13 protein-coding genes are annotated in these 18,494 nt (G+C 39.9%); 4 read left to right on the top strand and 9 right to left on the bottom strand.

All coding sequences use genetic code 11. The features are described from left to right. Position 1 precedes the first annotated feature (1 nt). The 8 genes from EHW67_RS03415 to EHW67_RS03380 form a co-directional block, all read right to left on the bottom strand. Positions 2 to 1,201 carry an efflux RND transporter periplasmic adaptor subunit gene (locus tag EHW67_RS03415; RefSeq protein ID WP_126160963.1) on the bottom strand — a complete coding sequence of 400 codons (1,200 nt, stop codon included), beginning with the start codon at positions 1,199 to 1,201 and terminating at the stop codon, positions 2 to 4. Beyond that, positions 1,201 to 5,544: a CusA/CzcA family heavy metal efflux RND transporter gene (locus tag EHW67_RS03410; RefSeq protein ID WP_126160962.1), complete on the bottom strand. Its 4,344-nt coding sequence runs from the start codon at positions 5,542 to 5,544 to the stop codon at positions 1,201 to 1,203. Before EHW67_RS03410 ends, EHW67_RS03415 begins: the two co-directional genes overlap by 1 nt. A 124-nt stretch (positions 5,545 to 5,668) precedes the next feature. Continuing rightward, the gene (locus EHW67_RS20880) at positions 5,669 to 5,977 is read right to left on the bottom strand and encodes a DUF6660 family protein (protein ID WP_126160961.1); all 309 of its coding nucleotides are present in this window, start codon (positions 5,975 to 5,977) and stop codon (positions 5,669 to 5,671) included. Between the two features lie 64 nt (positions 5,978 to 6,041). Continuing rightward, entirely contained in the window at positions 6,042 to 7,277 is a 1,236-nt protein-coding gene (locus EHW67_RS03400; protein WP_126160960.1) for an SEC-C metal-binding domain-containing protein, read from the bottom strand. A gap of 67 nt (positions 7,278 to 7,344) precedes the next feature. Continuing rightward, positions 7,345 to 7,917 carry a hypothetical protein gene (locus tag EHW67_RS03395; protein WP_238389834.1) on the bottom strand — a complete coding sequence of 191 codons (573 nt, stop codon included), beginning with the start codon at positions 7,915 to 7,917 and terminating at the stop codon, positions 7,345 to 7,347. Between the two features lie 134 nt (positions 7,918 to 8,051). Continuing rightward, on the bottom strand, positions 8,052 to 8,828 hold the full coding sequence (locus EHW67_RS03390) for a hypothetical protein (protein WP_126160958.1): 777 nt from the start codon (positions 8,826 to 8,828) through the stop codon (positions 8,052 to 8,054). Between the two features lie 3 nt (positions 8,829 to 8,831). Continuing rightward, on the bottom strand, positions 8,832 to 9,737 hold the full coding sequence (locus EHW67_RS03385) for a hypothetical protein (protein ID WP_126160957.1): 906 nt from the start codon (positions 9,735 to 9,737) through the stop codon (positions 8,832 to 8,834). Between the two features lie 92 nt (positions 9,738 to 9,829). Continuing rightward, on the bottom strand, positions 9,830 to 11,035 hold the full coding sequence (locus EHW67_RS03380) for a site-specific integrase (RefSeq protein WP_126160956.1): 1,206 nt from the start codon (positions 11,033 to 11,035) through the stop codon (positions 9,830 to 9,832). A gap of 610 nt (positions 11,036 to 11,645) precedes the next feature. Between EHW67_RS03380 and EHW67_RS03375 the strand changes: the two genes are divergently transcribed. The 3 genes from EHW67_RS03375 to EHW67_RS03365 all read left to right on the top strand — a co-directional run bounded on the left by EHW67_RS03375 (position 11,646) and on the right by EHW67_RS03365 (position 15,906). Next, on the top strand, positions 11,646 to 13,127 hold the full coding sequence (locus EHW67_RS03375) for a Na+/H+ antiporter NhaC family protein (protein WP_126160955.1): 1,482 nt from the start codon (positions 11,646 to 11,648) through the stop codon (positions 13,125 to 13,127). 48 nt (positions 13,128 to 13,175) lie between these two features. Beyond that, the gene (gene era / locus EHW67_RS03370; RefSeq protein WP_126160954.1) at positions 13,176 to 14,060 is read left to right on the top strand and encodes a GTPase Era; all 885 of its coding nucleotides are present in this window, start codon (positions 13,176 to 13,178) and stop codon (positions 14,058 to 14,060) included. Between the two features lie 322 nt (positions 14,061 to 14,382). Then, positions 14,383 to 15,906, top strand: coding sequence for a choice-of-anchor I family protein (locus EHW67_RS03365; RefSeq protein ID WP_126160953.1), 1,524 nt, complete (start codon positions 14,383 to 14,385; stop codon positions 15,904 to 15,906). Between the two features lie 663 nt (positions 15,907 to 16,569). Here the strand turns inward: EHW67_RS03365 and EHW67_RS03360 are convergent. Beyond that, positions 16,570 to 17,076, bottom strand: coding sequence for a GTP-binding protein (locus tag EHW67_RS03360; protein WP_126160952.1), 507 nt, complete (start codon positions 17,074 to 17,076; stop codon positions 16,570 to 16,572). Between the two features lie 79 nt (positions 17,077 to 17,155). On the opposite strand from EHW67_RS03360, the gene der reads away from it, so the two are divergent. Next, positions 17,156 to 18,460: a ribosome biogenesis GTPase Der gene (gene der, locus EHW67_RS03355; protein WP_126160951.1), complete on the top strand. Its 1,305-nt coding sequence runs from the start codon at positions 17,156 to 17,158 to the stop codon at positions 18,458 to 18,460. The last annotated feature ends 34 nt before the right edge of the window (positions 18,461 to 18,494 follow it).

The following is an 18,494-nucleotide window of genomic DNA, read 5'->3' as shown; positions in this document are numbered from 1 at the left end:
ATTAGTGGCTATGTTCCGCTTCGCCTTTTTTCATTTCTGCCATTAAATAGTAAGCATTGTTAAAAGCATACTTCACATTCGATTTTTGTTCTGTTAGAAAATCAATGGGAATCCATTCACCATCTTGAGCCCCTTTTGTTACTTCATTAGGTGTAAAAGACCAGTCATCACCTTCCTTTTCAACTAAAAACACAAAAAATCGGTTACCATCAGCGGCTATGGCACTTTCGGGTATCGCCAACGTCTTATTGTTGTCCGTTTGTATGCGCCCTTGGATGTACATTCCGGGTATCAGGTTGCCTTCCTTGTTCTCAATTTCTGCGTGCACGTGTATTGCTTTCGGGTTCTGCTCAAAAGTCTTTCCTACGGAATAGATTTCAGCAGTAAGTTCCTTCCCTGGAATGGATTGAACATTGAACGTCACTTTCTGACCTTCTTTAACCTTATAGACATCCTTTTCAAAGACCATCAAATCTGCGTGAACGTGATGTGTGTCCACGATTTCCATTAGGTCTGTCTGCGGTTCTACATACTGCCCTGTTTTGACCTCTACCTTTTGTACAAATCCTTCTATGGGACTTCGCAGTGCAACACGCTGGTAAATCGTTCCGTTTCTTACGCCCGATGCACTAACATTTAGCTGTTGCAGTTGGGCTTCAAGACCATTTGCCATACTTCGGGATGCTTGGTATTCGGCTTCTGCCTTTTGAAAATTAGCACCGCTTCCTACACCTGCATCGTAGAGGGTTTTTTGTCGTTCAAATTCCTTCTTTAAAAATTGACTGTTGCTATACGCGTTCAGGTAGTCGGTCTGTTTTTGGATAATGTTGGGATGCGAGAGGTAAGCGACTGTTTGCCCTTTATTGACCTTATCACCTTCTATAACTTCTATAGAAACTACGTTTGCACCTACAACCGTTGTGATGGTTGCTTCGTTTTGTGGTGGGACTTCCAACTGGCCATTCGCTTCCACATACCCGCTCATATTTCGCATTTGTAAGGTGTCGATTTCCATTTGTAATGCATCAAACTGTTTTGCAGTAAGCATCACTTCTTCAGCATCGCCTTCTGTGTGGGCTTCTTCCGTTACAGGATTTCCCTCATTATTTTCAGCTGATTCTGATTTAGAATCACCACAAGAGGTCAACGCTAAGAGTATCGTCAATAATCCTATGTTTGTATATTTAGATAGATTTTTCATTATTGTTTGAAATATTGTAGTTCGAAAACTGATTTTAGATAATTGTCGAGCGCGTCCAGCGCATCCATTTCGGTATTTATGGCATCCCGTATGATTTGCGTGAACGCTGCATAGTCCACCGCGCCTTCCTTGTAGGCAAGCAGCGCACCTTTGCGTTGCTCTTCAGCAAGCGGCAAGGCTTTATCCCTATAAAATTGCCAGGATGCTTCCCATTTTTGATAGGATTGTACCGCCTGCTGATATTCAGATTGCAATTGGCGTTGTGTATAATCAGCATTAGTCCTTGCGATTTCGCTATCGATTTTAGCGGCCTTCGCTTGGCTACGTTCCGTTCCAGAAAATAAAGGAATGGAAATACCAGCTTGATAGCTGTAAAACCCGCTATTGCCGTTCACTCTTTGAAGTCCGCCCTGAAGATTAAACTTAGGAAGCAAGTCAGAACGGGCTGCATCATAATTTGCCTCAGCTTCATCAATTTGCTTTTGCGAAAGCTTCAGTTCGGGATGATTTTCTACTGTTGCGGGTATGCCCAATACGGCAACTTCACTTTCGTCAAGCGATTTGGGAACAGTATAGAAAATGTCCGAGACCAGCCATAAGTTGAGTTTTTGTAGGGCAATGTAATAATCGCTTTCAGCCTGTTGCAATTTATTGCTGATTTGCAAAGCTTGATTGGTCGCTGATGAATATTCCAATCGTGAAATGGCTTCCACCTCATAATTGAGCGCAATGGCTTTTTCAAATTGTGAATAGATAGAATCCAGCTCTCTGTACAGTTCAAATTTCTGCCGTTGCTGATAAGCTTGCGACCACGCCTTTTTAACTTCCTGTTCTACTTGAAGTTCAGAAAGGTCAAGAGCGGTTTCGGCCAAAGCGATACGTTGCTTTTGCAGTCGCTTTTTCGCACCTATGCCGAATAAGTTGATATTCTGTTGCCCTAAACCAACCAATGTATAAATACCCTGACCATCCGATATTTCCTCGCCACCCGTAAACACTTGGGTGTTTCCAAAATCGTAAGCTGTGCCTTTAAGAGCAGTTTGCCTTTGAATTTCCAACTGTTTCGTTTTCAAGAGCGGATAGTTTTCCTTAGAAATTGCTACCGCTTTTTCCAATGATATTACCGGCAGGGGATTATTCTGCTGCACCTGTTGTGCCTCAACGAAAGAGGATGAGAACAGCGAGCAGATTACCGCAGTTGCCGTAACAAATTTTGGATTGAATCTCATCTTACGTTCCGAACGTTTCTCGACCCACTGATAAAAAATAGGAAGGATAAAAAGTGTTAAGAGCGTTGAAGTTAGCAATCCACCAATGACCACGGTTGCCAAGGGTCGTTGCACTTCAGCCCCTGCGGATGCTGAAATGGCCATAGGCAGGAAACCAAGAATATCGGTTAAGGCAGTAAGCATAATAGGGCGGATCCTTCGTTTTGTGCCTTCCACTATGCGGTCTTTTAAATTGGTCACACCTTCTTCCTTCAATTCATTTAGACCGCTAATCATTACCAATCCATTCAGTACCGCCACACCAAAGAGCACGATAAAACCTACCCCTGCGGAAATGCTAAACGGCATATCCCTTAGCCACAGGGCAAACACACCGCCAATGGTCGCCATCGGGATGGCCAGATAAATCATCAAGGTTTGGGGAAAGGATTTTAGGGCGAAATAAATCAGAATGAAAATGAGCAATAAAGCAATTGGGACAACGGTCTGTAACTTATTGCTGGCACGTTCAAGGTTTTCAAAAGCACCACCATAACGAATGTAATAGCCTGCGGGTAGCTCAAATTGGGTTTCCAATTTATCCTGAATTTCTTCGACTACCGATTTAACATCACGGTCACGAATATTGATACCTACATACGTTCGTCTGTTTGTATTGTCCCGGCTTATTTGCATCGGGCCGGGTTCGTAGCTCACATTCGCAATTTCCCTTAGCGGAATTTGTGAACCATTGGGCAAATTGATAAATAGGTTTTGGATATCGGCAATGCTTTCCCTATTTTCTTTTTGCAGTCTTACTACCAAGTCAAATCGCTTTTCACCTTCGAAAATCACACCTGCCTTACCACCTGCGAAAGCAGCCTGTACCACACTATTGAGTTGGTTGATTTCCAGACCGTATTGTGCCAGTTTATTGCGGTTGTAGTCGATGGTAATTTGTGGCAGACCGTCTGTAGCCTCTACTTTCATATCGGCAACACCTGGAACGGTCGCAATAATTTTACCCATTTCTTCCGCTTTGCTTGCCAGAACATCTAAATCTTCCCCAAACAGTTTGATAGCAACATCTTCACGTACACCTGTAAGCAATTCATTAAAACGCATTTCTATGGGTTGGGTAAATTCATAATTGACACCGGGAACTATGCTTATGGCTTCCTTCATTTTTTCCACCAATTCATCTTTGCTCTCGGCAGATGTCCATTCATCACTTGGTTTTAAAATGACGAAAACATCTGCAATATCCATTGGCATAGGGTCGGTAGGCACATCGGCCACACCGATACGGCTGATGATAGTTTCTACTTCTGGAAATTCTGCCTTTACAATACGCTCGATTTTTGTCGTGGTCTCAATGGTTTCAGTAAGAGAACTACCCGGTTTCAGAATAGCGTGAAAGGCAATATCGCCTTCATCCAACTGTGGGATAAACTCGCCGCCCATTCTGGTAAAGGCAAATATGGCAACTGCAAAAAGAGCAATAGCGATACCTATAACCATCTTCCCTTTAGTGAGCGATTTGGTCAACAGCGGTTCGTATTTTCTTTCAATCCAATAGACAAAATTATCGCCGTAAGACTTTTTTTCTGATTTTGGTGGTCTAAGGAATAATGCCGAAATCATTGGAACATAAGTCAAGCACAGCAACATTGCGCCAATCATAGCAAAGATGAAGGTCAATGCCATAGGCTGAAACATCTTACCTTCGACACCTTCCAAAGCTAAAATTGGCAGGAAAACAATTAGAATGATAAGCTGGCCAAAGAAAGCGGCATTCATCATCTTTTTAGATGACTTCGCTGCGATTTCATCTCGTGTTTCAGAACTCACAGCTTTCTTTTTGACTACATAAGAGTACATCAGGAATACAGTGCTTTCCACAATAATGACCGCACCGTCCACGATGATTCCGAAGTCAATCGCCCCCAAACTCATCAGGTTTGCCCACACGTCAAAGACGTTCATAAGTATGAACGCAAACAATAGCGATAGGGGAATAGTGGATGCAACGATAAGACCACCACGCCAATTCCCTAAGAGCAAAACCAAAACAAAGATTACTATGAGGCCACCTTCCAAAAGGTTTCCGGTCACTGTTCCCGTAGTTTCGGCAATTAATTCGCTTCGGTCGAGGAAAGGTTTTATAGTTACCCCACCTGGAAGGGATTGCTGTATTTGTTCCATCCGTTGGGTTACGTTTTCGATGACTTCGTTTGAATTTGCGCCTTTGAGCATTAAAATCATTCCGCCTACGGCTTCACCCTTACCATCTTTGGTCAGCGCACCATAGCGCACGGCACTTCCTATACTCACATTCCCTACATCCTTTATTTTAATGGGAATACCATTGACCGTTTTTACGACCATATTTTCGATATCCGAAACGGTTCTGGCAAGTCCTTCGCCACGGATAAAATTAGCTTGATGGTTTCGCTCGATATAGGCACCGCCCGTATTCTGATTATTGTTTTCCAAAGCCGAAAACACTTCAGATATTGTAATTCCGATGGCGCGAAGTTCGTCAGGGTCAACGGCTACTTCGTATTGTTTTTTATTTCCGCCAAAAGCATTGACTTCCACAACGCCGGTAACCATTGCCATTTGTCTGCGGACTATCCAGTCCTGAATCGTTCTCAGTTCCGTTGCAGAATATTCGCCTTGGTGCTCATCATCGACTTCAAGGGTATATTGGTAGATTTCGCCCAATCCCGTTGAAATAGGACCCATTGCCGGCTTGCCAAAACCCATCGGGATTTGTTCCTGTACTTCTGTCAGTTTTTCTGCAACAAGCTGTCTGGGCAAATAGGTTCCTACATTGTCGTCGAAGACAATCGTTACAACGGAAAGTCCGAAGCGGGAAACCGAACGTATTTCCTTGACATTGGGCAGGTTGCTCATTGCCACCTCGACAGGATAGGTTACAAATTGCTCAATATCCTCTGTTCCCAAATTGGGCGATTGTGTAATGACCTGTACCTGATTATTGGTAATATCTGGCACGGCATCAATAGGAACTTGGGTCATACTGTAAATGCCAGCACCAATTAATGCAAGCGTGAGCAGACCAATAATAAATTTGTTATTGATTGAAAAATCAATGATTTTATTAATCATAGATAAGGGTGTTAATTCAGTTTAAATTCTCTGTGAGCGCAATGCAGAAATGCAACGCACTATATTGACAAATGCTAAATAAAGACACGTCAAAACAGGATATAGCTATCCTATGAAAACTGAATTATACCTGTGGGGGTTGTAAAAGGGAAAGGGGAATATCTTTGCCGAGATTATCAAAATGGGCAAAAAATTCGTGTGGAATTGCAGGCTGTAACGGTTCAAAAGCAACAAGCCCAAAATTTATGGTGTGAACGTGGCAGCAATGACATTGGCAGAAAGGCGAGCATAACTCGCAATCTTGGTCGTGTTCGCCATCAAAGTCGATTACCGTAACAACTTGGGAATCACTTTCATTATTCGCCGAGTCGCTGCAAGGCACAGTATTAAGTGCCAAGAAGTAAAAGGATAATATGATTGCTAAAAATTTCACGTTACAAAGATAACAGAATTTTGCTGCAACTGTGTTGCAAAGTATTATACTCAACTATTTCATCTTATTTTTTAGTTTCAGCTAAGTGACAATCTTTGAAAGCTTTACCACTTTTACAAGGACAAGGGTCATCTGGCGACATAAACATTTCTTTGACCACAAAATCTGCTTCCCCTTCAAATTTTCCTTCTTTACCAGTTTTGGCAATATTTAGTATTTCTTCTAACTCGGCTTCTTTTCTTTTTAGTTCGTCGGCTGAAGGTTTAAGTCTTCGCGTAAGTCTCATATCAAATACACTATCCCAAATTCGATACGTTTCTGAGTCTTTAACGGGTGGCTCATCAAATACCTCACCATCTTTATTCAACGCTTTAAACTTTTTGAAATCCTCTTTTAGATTTGGTAACGTGATAAAAAAGACGTCTTTTGGCTCAACAGCAAAAAACAACCTTCTTAAAAATTTGTCGTGAGTACTAAATACTCTCGCAAACGGTGCATAAAACAAGTATTCTAAATCCAAAAGATTTGTCAATCGCTCACCAAACAAAGAATTATTGATTCCTATAAAATATAAGCAGACTATTTCGTAACAATACATTGCATAGTCTGCCATACTTTTTAAATCCGGATGTGATTCATTTTTCCATCTGGATTCAATCGTAGTGCGCAAATCTGGATTTATCTCAAAATAATCCATTACGAGGTTTAATGTGTCTATTGGTTCAATTTCAACATAAAGGCGTTCGCGCAGTCGTTCTTTCAGATTAAGAAACTTTTCTTCATTAGAAGCTTTATGGCCTTTTATTTTAATGTCTTTGAGATGGTCGAATTTGGTTTTGAATGTTTTTACTACACTTTCATCTTTGGATTCGGTGCGCCATACATCAGCTATGATTTCATCCATTGTGTCAAACTCGCCTTTTTTCCATCGTTTTATAGAAAGTTCTTCTTCCGTTTCCTCAAAAGTCATCCCCTTTTTGGTAGGTGTATTTATTGATTTTTTAGCTTCTAAAAACGGTCTGTTATCAGCAGTTGTAAATTCGCCAGTTAGAGATTTTTCGACCAGTACTTTGTAATTCATATTTACATAAGCATTGTACGGAAACATTTTTTTAGCTAAGTCCGTAACTTGGTCTTTAGGTAGTTTTCTATCATCTTCTTCCTCTTTCGCAAGATTGCCCAAAATCTCTGAAACCAACAAGGGTGTAACATTCACGATATAATATTTGTGAAGTTCAATTATATCTTCATAGTTGAGTCCTTGAAATGTTGATTTATCGAGTACTATTGGTATTGACATCTATTATCGGTTATGTTTTAATCACGTACAAAGTAGTCAATTTTTGCGATTATGAATTTGAACAGAATTATATATAAACACCTGGTATATATGTTTTAGGCGTCAAAAAAGGTATGGTCAATCTCGCCTGAACAGTTTGATTGAAAACATAATTTTTAAAATCCGTAATTTCAAAAAAATCATCACGGGTAGGTTCAGAATCTAAAGCATAAACCAAACCAAATGGCGGATAGGTAATCTCACCAAGAGTGTGAAATCCTTTTTCCGTTCTTGCCATTCCCCAACCATTTCTGACTTGTTTTGTAGCAGTATGATATACAAAAACTCTTATTTTTTCTGGTAATGCCTGGGAATCTTTATCCAATAGAAATTTTGATAGCCCTTCTAAATTTAGAAGTTGGTCACTTGTATCAATCGACATAAACATTGACAATGCTTGCTTTAGGATGTTGAGAGGTTGAATGGCGTATTCAAAAGTTATAACCTTAGATGCCCAAATTCGATTTGTCAGCGCCATCATTCCCATATATGCAAACTTCTTATAGCTTTCGCCGTAGTAACTGCCTGTTAAGTTGTTGCAGGATTTGCAAAGATAATAGCCGCCAGCGCCTTGATTACTGCGAATTCGCTTTCCATACAAGGGACTTTTCTTATCGTGAAGATGTACTGATTTCTGAAAAAATACGGGGTTAGTGTTGAATGCACTCTGAGGCGGAACGTGCTCGAACGTTAGTTTGCCAAATTTGCCGCATATTCTGCAAGTACCCTCGCGTGTCAAGTAAGGCTTTGTATTTTTTCGGTTAGACCTTCATCTTGTTGTTTAGTTACAGCTTTACGTTCAACACGTAGTCCTAAGCCCTTGGTCTGATTAATATGGTTTGAAGTAAATTGATTTACGTGTGTATAGATGATACCTATATCACTATCTAACCGGCTGTCCCAATCAAATCCATAAAGTTCATCCAACCATTCAGTCGGTGTACTTCTAAACATTACATTCGGGTTTTTATAATGGCGCCCATCGTCCAGTAGTATAACCATAAGATAGACCCTACTAAAACCAATTTCACCATATCCATTAGCTTGTTGAGTCCCTTTTTTCTGTACGCTGTTTACCTTATTTATTTTTGGTGGTTTATTCTCTGAAGATTCTGACTTTACAATTTTACATTCTATACCAATGGTATTTTCTGGTTTCCCATCTTCAAAAAGAAGAATGTCAATATCGCCAGGCATTTTATTAGGAACTGTGACGGGCTCTTTAATACCGCAATGGTATTTTACAGAATTGGATGCGGGAAATAAGTTTTCAAATAGCATTTTTCGAAAATCGTTATTGTCCATAAGCCAATTAACGGTCGCATCTTCGCTCTCAAAAGTTCGTGTTACGCTAACATCTGGCTTAGGATTGTTTAAGAAAAAGGAAATAGTCGATTTATCATCAATACGCTGTCTGTCCGAAAACACAAATTGCGTTACCTCATATTCAGGTTGTTTATTTTTCTGAAATAGTTTTTTGAGTTTGTTCCTGAATCTTGCAAATAACTTCATAGATTAAAATGGCAATACCTGATTTGTAAATTCTTTGAATATTTCGCTGGCTAATGCTTTATCTAAGGCTTTGGCAGTTACCAAATCATACAACTTAGATTTTAATAGTTGACCGAAAGATTTTTTACTCAGCTTCGGAATATCATCCCTTAGCTCATCAAATTCATCAAAGATGATTTGTTGGCCAATTCCCAATTTCTTGACTTCTTTTAGAACACTTTCTATAAGTGCTTTCAGCTCTTCTTCAGAACTACTAATTTTTGAATAGTCTGTTACTTGGGCTTTTCTTGCCTGCTCTATAGCATATTTTCCTTCTAATGTAAGCCTGGCACCAGTATCCTTTGTGGTAATGGTATCAATAAGATTTCTGTTTTCAAGCATTTTGGCATAATCCCAATCTTCACCGTGATTATTTAAGTTCACGCCATTACCTTCAAGAATCCATTTAATGGAATGGTATTTTCTATCATCATACAGGTCGTAAAGTTTGGATAGAATAAGGTCGAGCTTGCCTTCTGTATCAAGGTTTTGTCGCTCTTCCAAGTCAATTTCATCAGCACGAATTATAACATCAGAAATGAAGAGTATTTTCAGGTAATATTCGAGGCCATTGATTTCATCTTTTAGAGCTTGGATGACATTTTTAATTTTTTGGTCAATGCCTAACTTCATTCCCAGATTATAGCCTCTCTGGGCTTTGAATTCATAAGCGAAATTAAGGTGTTCTGGTTCGAAGGATTTTTTTACAAATTCTATCACATCATTTTCCCAAGACTGCTTTGAAGCTTTTAACTCGGCAAATTCTTCTTCAGTTCTTGAAGATTTATATTTTTCAACCAGATCTTCGCCCTCAATTATATATTTATCGATTTGACTTTTGAAATCTACCCATTTGACCTTTAAAACCATAAGCAAAAATTTTAGCTTATAAAGGTAGAAGAATGAAATTCTAAAATGTTAAAATTATTATGGAAGATGTTCACAGCTGGTAAACATTCTGCTTAAAAGTTTACTACACTGTCCAACGCATCATCGGCATCTTTGTGGATAAAGTTTGCTTGGTATCTTATCGTTGTAGTTACAGAAGAGTGGCGATATAATTTTTGCAACATCTGTATCGGGATTTTGTCACCAGAAATATTTCCAAAGCTATGCCGAGCAATATGCATACTTATATTTTTCTGTATTCCGAGGCTTTTTGCTGCAATTTTTAATCGTCTGTTCAAATTGCGGGTAATGGATTGGGTTCTTTTTGATACTTCCTCGGTGTTATTTAGATTTACACCTTTCAGTTGAGGAAACACGAGGCCATTATAATTTGAGTTTTCCTTGTAATGATTGAAAATCTCGATGGCTTTATCAGGAATTTTGAGTGAAACCAGTTTACTGTTTTTGTTCATTCGGTAGAGTAGGCGCCCATCATTAAAATCTGACCACTTTAATTTTAAAACATCGCCAACGCGTATTCCAGCAAAGTAAAAACTGACAAGCCATATGTGAACGGCTTTCTGTTGGGCTTCAGTTAAACCCTCTGCATTCTCTAACTTTTGTATTTCATCAGCGCTAAATCCTATTTTTTGAGCCTCTGGGATTTTGATTGTCATTTTACCCTTTCCAAATGGATATAATCCTCTATCTGCAATTGATTCAGAAATTGCAAGATTGAATATCGTTCTAATAAGGATTAAATAATTCACGACTGTTCTGGGCGCAAGTTTTTTCTTGTGAAGCAGGAAAGTTTCAAACTTTTTAAGAACTGTTGAATTCAGTTTGTTGAACGGAAGAATATCTTTATCAAGAAATTCCTTGAACTTTTTTATTCGCCCAAGTTCAGTGTCATACTGATGATGTTTATTTCTGTTTTTTAAGTTTTGAAGGTGCATTTCAGCTACGGCAAAAAAATCAAGTCCCTTTGTAGCAATAATTTTCGTTTTAATATCCGATACGGTTTGATACTCTGGATTCATTTCAGATTTCAAAACCTTATCGTTGGCTTCTGCAACCTTGGTTGAAATAAAATTATTCAGCATCTTTGAATTAGGGTGCGATTTCCTAACATTGCGGTTTTTCTCGTCCCAAAATTTTTCATCTATATATTGACCTGTATTTAAGTAAGAACTTTTACGGTCTTTAGTTATGCGAATAGCAATAGGAAACCTTCCGGCTTTATTTTTCTTTTTTCTTAAAACCACTCTTACTGTTGCCATAATAATTACTTTTGGATTATAAAGATAATCATTTTAGGTACAACATAGGTACAACATTTGTTGGTTTTGTTTGATGTTATTTGCTGTCAAAATATATTAAATCATATATAAAACATTGATTTATAGCGTTTTTAAGTTAAATTGATATTATAGTATCAAAAACTCATAACCCGAAGGTCACTGGTTCGAGTCCAGTTCCCGCTACAAAGAAAACCAGCTAGAAATAGCTGGTTTTTTTATTTTACGAAAAAGCGATGCCTGCATTGGCTTTGGAGTAAAAGGATCATAACCAATTATAGTGTTTATGCAAAAATTGCTGGACGCTATAGAGCGCTATCCCAATAATCCGTAGTTGAAAAACTATTTATCCGTACTGTACGGCCAACTGAACGAAACTTAGATGTGCGAGATCAATAAGTGGATTCTTGCGGAACACCCCGACTATTTATTTGGAAAGTTAAACTTGGCGAGCGAATATTACCTCAAACAGGAATACCATAACGATGAGTTGTATTAAAAAATGCGTCCCAGTAGGCTACCTTGTCTAAAATCTTCCTATTTTGTAAATTTTTAATATACCACAGTCTAAATTTAATGCTTCCTATCAGATATGGATAATTACGGTTTTCTCTCCATTTTGCCCCCTGTTATTGCCATAGTATTGGCCCTCAGGACCAAACAAGTATATATAGCCCTTCTTTTTGGTATTTGGTTCTCTTGGGTGATCATCAACGATTTTAATTTTCTCACCGGTACCTTGGCTGCCATAGAAGGCTTGGTAAACGTTTTTAAGTCCCCGGGCAATACCAGAACCATAATGTTCAGTGCACTGGTAGGGGCTTTGCTGCTTTTTATTCAATACTCCAAAGGGGTAGAGGGTTTTATTAATCAGATCAACAAGGTGATCCTTTATTTTGAAAAAAAACAAAGTGGGTATAGCAGGGTAGTGGTGCAACTTATGGCCATGCTTACCGGGATTTTGCTTTTTGTGGAAACCAGTATCAGTTCACTTACAGTGGGAACCCTATATCGGCCAGTTTTTGATAAATTAAAAATTCCCAGGGAAAAGCTGGCCTATATCGCCGATTCCAGTTCGGCGCCCTCTTCTATCCTAATTCCCTTTAACGCTTGGGGTGCTTTTATTATGGGGCTATTACTTACACAGGGTATAGACAACCCTTTTGGCACTATGATTTCTTCAATGGCTTATAATTTTTACCCCATACTGGCCATACTAATTGGTTTTGGGGTAATCATTGGTAAAAAGGATATTGGTCCCATGGCCAAGGCCGAAAAGCGCACTAGGGAAACTGGGAAATTGCTGAATGATACGGCCAAGCCTATGCTGTCCAGTGAGGTAACTTCCTTTGAGCCCAAAGCAGGAATCCAGGCCAAAGCTTATAATATGATAGTGCCCCTGGCAACCATGGTATTCATGATGCCCATCAATTTGGCCTATACTGGCTGGGATGCGGTAGAGGGTGCCACCTCTTTTGGAGATCATATCTTTAAGGCAATAGGGGAGGGATCGGGCTCTTCATCAGTGTTATATTCGGTGCTTACGGCAATTTTGGTTGCCATGGTTCTGTATAGGTCCCAAAAAATTATGAAGACTAAGGAAATGATAGATCTTACTTTAAAAGGGATTAGTGAATTAATGCCTTTGGCCCTGTTAATGCTACTGGCCTTTGCTATTGGAGATGCCTGTAATGAGTTGGGAACAGGGCAATTTGTGGCCAATTGGTCCAAAGAATGGTTGTCGCCCGCATTTTTACCGGCTATTATATTCATTATTAGTTCGTTTATTGCATTTTCTACCGGAACTTCCTGGGGTACTTTTGCCATTATGATGGCCATAGCCATTCCCATGGCAGAAATCCACAGTGCGCCCTTGGCCTTGGTAGTGGCGGCTACCCTTGGGGGTGGAATTTTTGGTGATCATTGTTCTCCTATTTCGGATACTTCAATTATATCCTCTATGGCTTCGGCCAGTGACCATATAGACCATATTAACACCCAATTGCCCTATGCCATGATCGGAGGCCTGCTTACACTGCTCCTTTACGTAATTTTAGGGCTAATGCTGATTTAGGTGAAAGTATTCCTTTACCTTTGCAATTGTAAAAGTTAAATAGGGAAGATGGCGCATAAAGCTGGTTTTGTAAATATTATAGGAAATCCCAATGTAGGGAAGTCCACATTGATGAATGCCTTTGTTGGAGAAAAATTATCCATAATTACTTCCAAGGCACAGACTACCCGTCACCGTATTTTGGGGATCGTCAACGGAGAGGATTTTCAGGTGGTACTATCAGATACCCCCGGGATTATTAAGCCTGCCTATGAATTGCAATCCTCTATGATGGATTTTGTGAAATCGGCTTTTGAAGACGCTGATGTGCTGGTCTATATGGTAGAAATAGGGGAAAAGGCATTAAAGGACGAACGTTTTTTTGAAAAGATCAAAAACAGCGATATTCCAGTGTTGCTTTTATTGAACAAGATTGATGTTTCCGAACAGGGCATATTGGAAGAACAGGTACAGTATTGGCAGGAAATGTTGCCTAAGGCCGAGATCCATCCTATATCGGCCCTTCAGAACTTTAACGTAAAGGAAGTGTTTTTGCGTATTTTGGAGTTGCTTCCCGAAGCCCCTCCCTATTATCCCAAAGATCAATTGACCGATAAGCCGGAACGCTTTTTTGTAAATGAAACCATCAGGGAGAAAATATTACAATTCTACAAAAAAGAAATTCCGTATTCCGTAGAAATCTCCACGGAAGAATTTTTTGAGGATGAGGAAATTATCCGCATGCGATCTGTTATTATGGTGGAACGCGACTCCCAAAAGGGGATCATTATTGGCCATAAAGGAAGCGCCTTAAAAAGAGTAGGGGTGGAAGCCCGTAAAGATCTGGAAAAATTCTTCGATAAACAGGTGCACTTGGAGCTTTATGTGAAAGTCAACAAAAACTGGAGAAGTGATCCCAATCAGCTAAAACGCTTTGGGTACAACCAGGGGTAGCCTTGGTCTTTTTCAGGACCAAGAGAATTTTATCAACTTGTAAAAGGATAATCTGTTTACTCTATAACTTGGGACTACTATCCCGGCCCTGCCGTTTATTTGGCTAGGAGTCGTGCTTCTGCTTTTCCATCCTTGGGAGCGTCTGCTTTGGACTTTGGCGTCATGGTGCGGCAATCTGTTATTTGTGTCATAGGACTGTTGTGTGGCTGACCATTGAAGTATTAAACGGATTGGTTTCTTTTAACAATTAGTTATTCTTTTATTTACGCTTAGCTTATAAGTGGTTTTCATCTTTGGTTTATTAAATAAACAACCATAGAAAATGAAAAAATCACTCTTAGCATTAGTAGTAGTTGGAATGTTGTTCACCTCTTGTATTAAAGATCATGTTGGCCATGCGGGCGACGATGAATATGTGGATGTCTCACAATTAACTTTTTCAAAAATAGGCGGTTTCTCCAATGGGACCGGGGAGGAAGGTTTTGCCGAGATTAGCGCTTATGATCCAGAAAGTAAGAAATTATTTATTGTAAATCCCGTGGAAGATGAAGTCTCTGTTTGGGACATATCAGTACCGGGCACTCCACTTACATTAAGTCCTATACCTTTGACCGGGACACCCAACAGTGTGGATGTTCATGATGGGGTATTGGCAGTTGCCGTTGAAAATACCAATAAGCAAATGGATGGTAGCGTTCAAACCTACGATACCGCAACACAGACATTGATCAATACCTATAATGTTGGGGCTTTGCCCGATATGGTTACCTTTAGCCCAAATGGCAAGTATATTGTTTCTGCCAATGAGGGGGAGCCCAATGATGATTATACTGTAGACCCAGAGGGGTCGGTTTCTGTAATTGAGGTAGATGGAAACGAAATTAACACCCTGTATTTTACCGCATTTACTGAAGCCTCTGTGGGAAATGGTTTTAGGGTATTTGGACCAAATGCAAATTTTGCCCAAGATGTGGAACCCGAGTATATTGCGGTTTCAGAGGATAGTAAGTATGCCTATGTTTCCTTACAGGAAAATAACGGGATGGCCGTGGTAGATTTAAAGTCAATGACCATAAGCAGTGTGTTTGGTCTTGGGGTAAAAGATTACTCTCAGCCTAGTAATAAGATAGATGCCAGTGATAGGGACGATATGGCAGGTAACTTTCAGAATTGGCCAGTTTCTGGTTTGTATATGCCAGATGCCATTGCTTATACAGAGCTTAACGGTACGGCTTATATCATCTCGGCAAATGAGGGCGATTCCAGGGATTACGACGGATATTCCGAAGAGGAAAGGGTTAAGGATGTAATCCTGGACCCATCAGTATTTCCAAATGCCGCCGATTTGCAGATGGATGAAAATTTAGGAAGGTTAAAAATTACCACCGCCAATGGAGATACAGACGGCGATGGTGATTTTGATGAAATATATGCTTACGGAGGAAGGTCTTTTTCCATTTGGTCTACCTCAGGTGATTTGATTTATGATAGTGCCGATGGGATTGGAAAAAAGACCTTGGAGGTGAATCCTGCTTATTTTAATGCCGATGAAGGGGAGGCCGACGGCCGTAGTGATGATAAAGGGGCGGAGCCCGAGTCTGTTGTTACCTTAAAAGTGGGTAATGCCACCTTGTTGTTCGTTGGTTTGGAACGTAGCGGAGGAGTTTTGGTGTACGACATTAGCAATCCAAACAGTCCGGAATATGTAACTTGGTTGTTTGATGAGGTGGATGTTGCCCCGGAAGGCTTATTGGCTATTTCAAAAACGGATAGTCCAACTGGAGAACATTTATTGATTATTACCAATGAGGTTTCCAATACCGTGGCGATCTACGAAATAAAATAGTATATAAAAATATTTACTGAAATTAATCTCTGGGCATCTTTTATGCTCAGGGATTTTTATTATTTCTAGCATCTAGCCTTGCTGCCAGCTATCAGCAGTTGCCCACTTCCGTCTCCTCCGTCGTTTGCCGGAGAATCCTTATTCCCTTAATAGAGGAAGGAGCCTTTCTTTACTTCATTAGGGTATTTGTCTGCAGTAAGGTATATAGAAACCTAAATAATGCGCAAATGTTAGTTTTTAATTCTTATTGTCTCCAGCCTTTGGTTGAAAGTTTCGGTCAATGAGTAAAATCTTATGGCAATAGATTAAAATGGTGTTTTATAACGTTTGGTGTCAGCGCAGCTATAAACCTTATCTGGAGAATAGTATTCCTAAACTCCAAAACAGAAGCGAAGGCACCAAGCGAGGTGGAGTTTTGGATATGGTTTTTTCACCTAGTTGTGGAAAAAAAATCCTCGGATAAGGCACCTTTATCTTTGTTTTCTTTATTAATTGCCTGTCTGTTTTATCATAAGACATTCATGAACCTCCTATGTAAGTTTCTTTGGGCAAGCAAAAGAAATGAAAGGTGGAAATAGGAATTAGGTGTGGTTTTAAGTACTACCGAGACACATTAAAAATCCACATGAAGTTAAGCTGCTTTCTATTTCAGTAGCTTCCTACCTATATCTGGTTATCAACCCTGACATATTGCATCATAAACTCATGCAATTGGTGCATTTGGGGTTTGCCCTTTTTTTTGCCCAATCTTCCAAAGATGTATAGGGCAATCCAAGTTAGGACCATAAAAACCATTAAACCAATTTGTAGGCCAATTGGCTTGTCCAAGGCACTGTTGGAATAGGCCCAAACCCCAAAAATGATAAAAAGGGTGGCTACCATAAAATGGACAAACATAAAAAAAGTCCATAGGGTAGGATTGGGGCCAAATAAACCGTAGATAGTGCTGCTGTTACTGCCTTCATTGTCCACGATTTCCAGTTGTAATTGAGGGGACCAAAAGTGGGATGTTGATGGGTTGAATTTTATAAAAATGTGATGGTCGGAAATCTTAACAATAAAAGGAGGGGCGTCAGCATTTTTAAACAATACCAACAGGGATTCTGCGGGGCCCTCTGCCCTTATTTGGAACCTGGGCCGTAAAACAATGTCATTTGGTAGGGCTTTCAAACTATGCTGCTGATAATAAGGATAAAAGATACTGCTTTTTCTTCGGATATAAATAGTACTTTTGCATCAAATTAAAAGTATGAGTGCTATTGTAGCCATAGTGGGAAGACCTAATGTTGGAAAATCAACATTTTTTAATCGACTTATCCAAAGAAGAGAGGCCATTGTAGATGCCGTGAGCGGTGTTACCCGCGACCGTCATTACGGGAAGAGTGATTGGAACGGAGTGGAGTTTTCCGTAATAGATACCGGAGGGTATGTGTTGGGGAGTGATGATGTATTTGAGAAAGAAATAGACCGACAGGTAGAGCTGGCCATAGAGGAGGCCGATGCCATAATCTTTATGGTAGACGTGGAATCTGGAGTCACTGGTATGGACGAGGATGTTGCCAAGCTATTGCGCAGGGTAGATAAGCCCATATTCCTGGTAGTCAATAAAGTGGATAATAACAAAAGGGCTGAAGATGCGGTGGAATTTTATTCCTTGGGCCTTGGTAACTATTATACCATAGCCAGTATTAATGGTAGCGGTACCGGCGATTTACTCGATGATTTGGTAAAAGTATTGCCGGAAAAAGAAAAGGAAGAAGATAATTTGCCGCGTTTTGCCGTCGTGGGGAGACCCAATGCAGGTAAGTCTTCTTTTATAAATGCCCTTATTGGGGAGGAGCGATATATTGTTACCGATGTGGCAGGTACCACTAGGGATAGTATAGATACCAAATACAACAGATTTGGATTCGAATTTAATTTGGTAGATACTGCCGGTATCCGTCGTAAGTCCAAAGTGCGGGAAGACTTGGAGTTTTATTCCGTTATGCGATCTGTTAGGGCCATAGAGCATTCGGATGTTTGTATATTAATGTTGGATGCTACCCGTGGTTTTGACGGTCAGGTAGAAAATATTTTTTGGCTGGCACAACGAAACAATAAAGGCATCGTAATATTGGTAAATAAATGGGATTTGGTAACGGAAAAGGAAACCAATAGCATTAAACAATACACACAAAAGATAAAGGAGGCTATTGCTCCCTTTACCGATGTGCCTATTCTTTTTGTTTCGGTCTTAACAAAACAACGTATCTATAAAGCTATTGAAACGGCAGTCCAAGTCTATGAAAATAGGTCTAGAAAGGTGGTAACTAGGAAGCTCAACGATATTATGCTGCCCATAATTGAAAATTATCCTCCACCGGCCTATAAGGATAAATACGTTAAGATAAAATTCTGTACCCAACTGCCCACGCCATATCCGCAGTTTGCCTTCTTTTGTAATCTACCGCAATATGTAAGGGAGCCCTATAAGCGCTTTTTGGAGAATAAGCTTAGGGAGCATTTTGATTTTAGTGGAGTTCCGGTAACAGTATTTATGAGAAAGAAATAGGATGGGAAATTGGCCTTGGGAATATTCTGGTCAT

The organism is Arenibacter aquaticus (assembly GCF_003957295.1).
Classification (GTDB): domain Bacteria; phylum Bacteroidota; class Bacteroidia; order Flavobacteriales; family Flavobacteriaceae; genus Arenibacter; species Arenibacter aquaticus.
The sequence above is the reverse complement of the archived record's forward strand: the minus strand, read 5'-3'. Positions and strand labels throughout refer to the sequence as shown.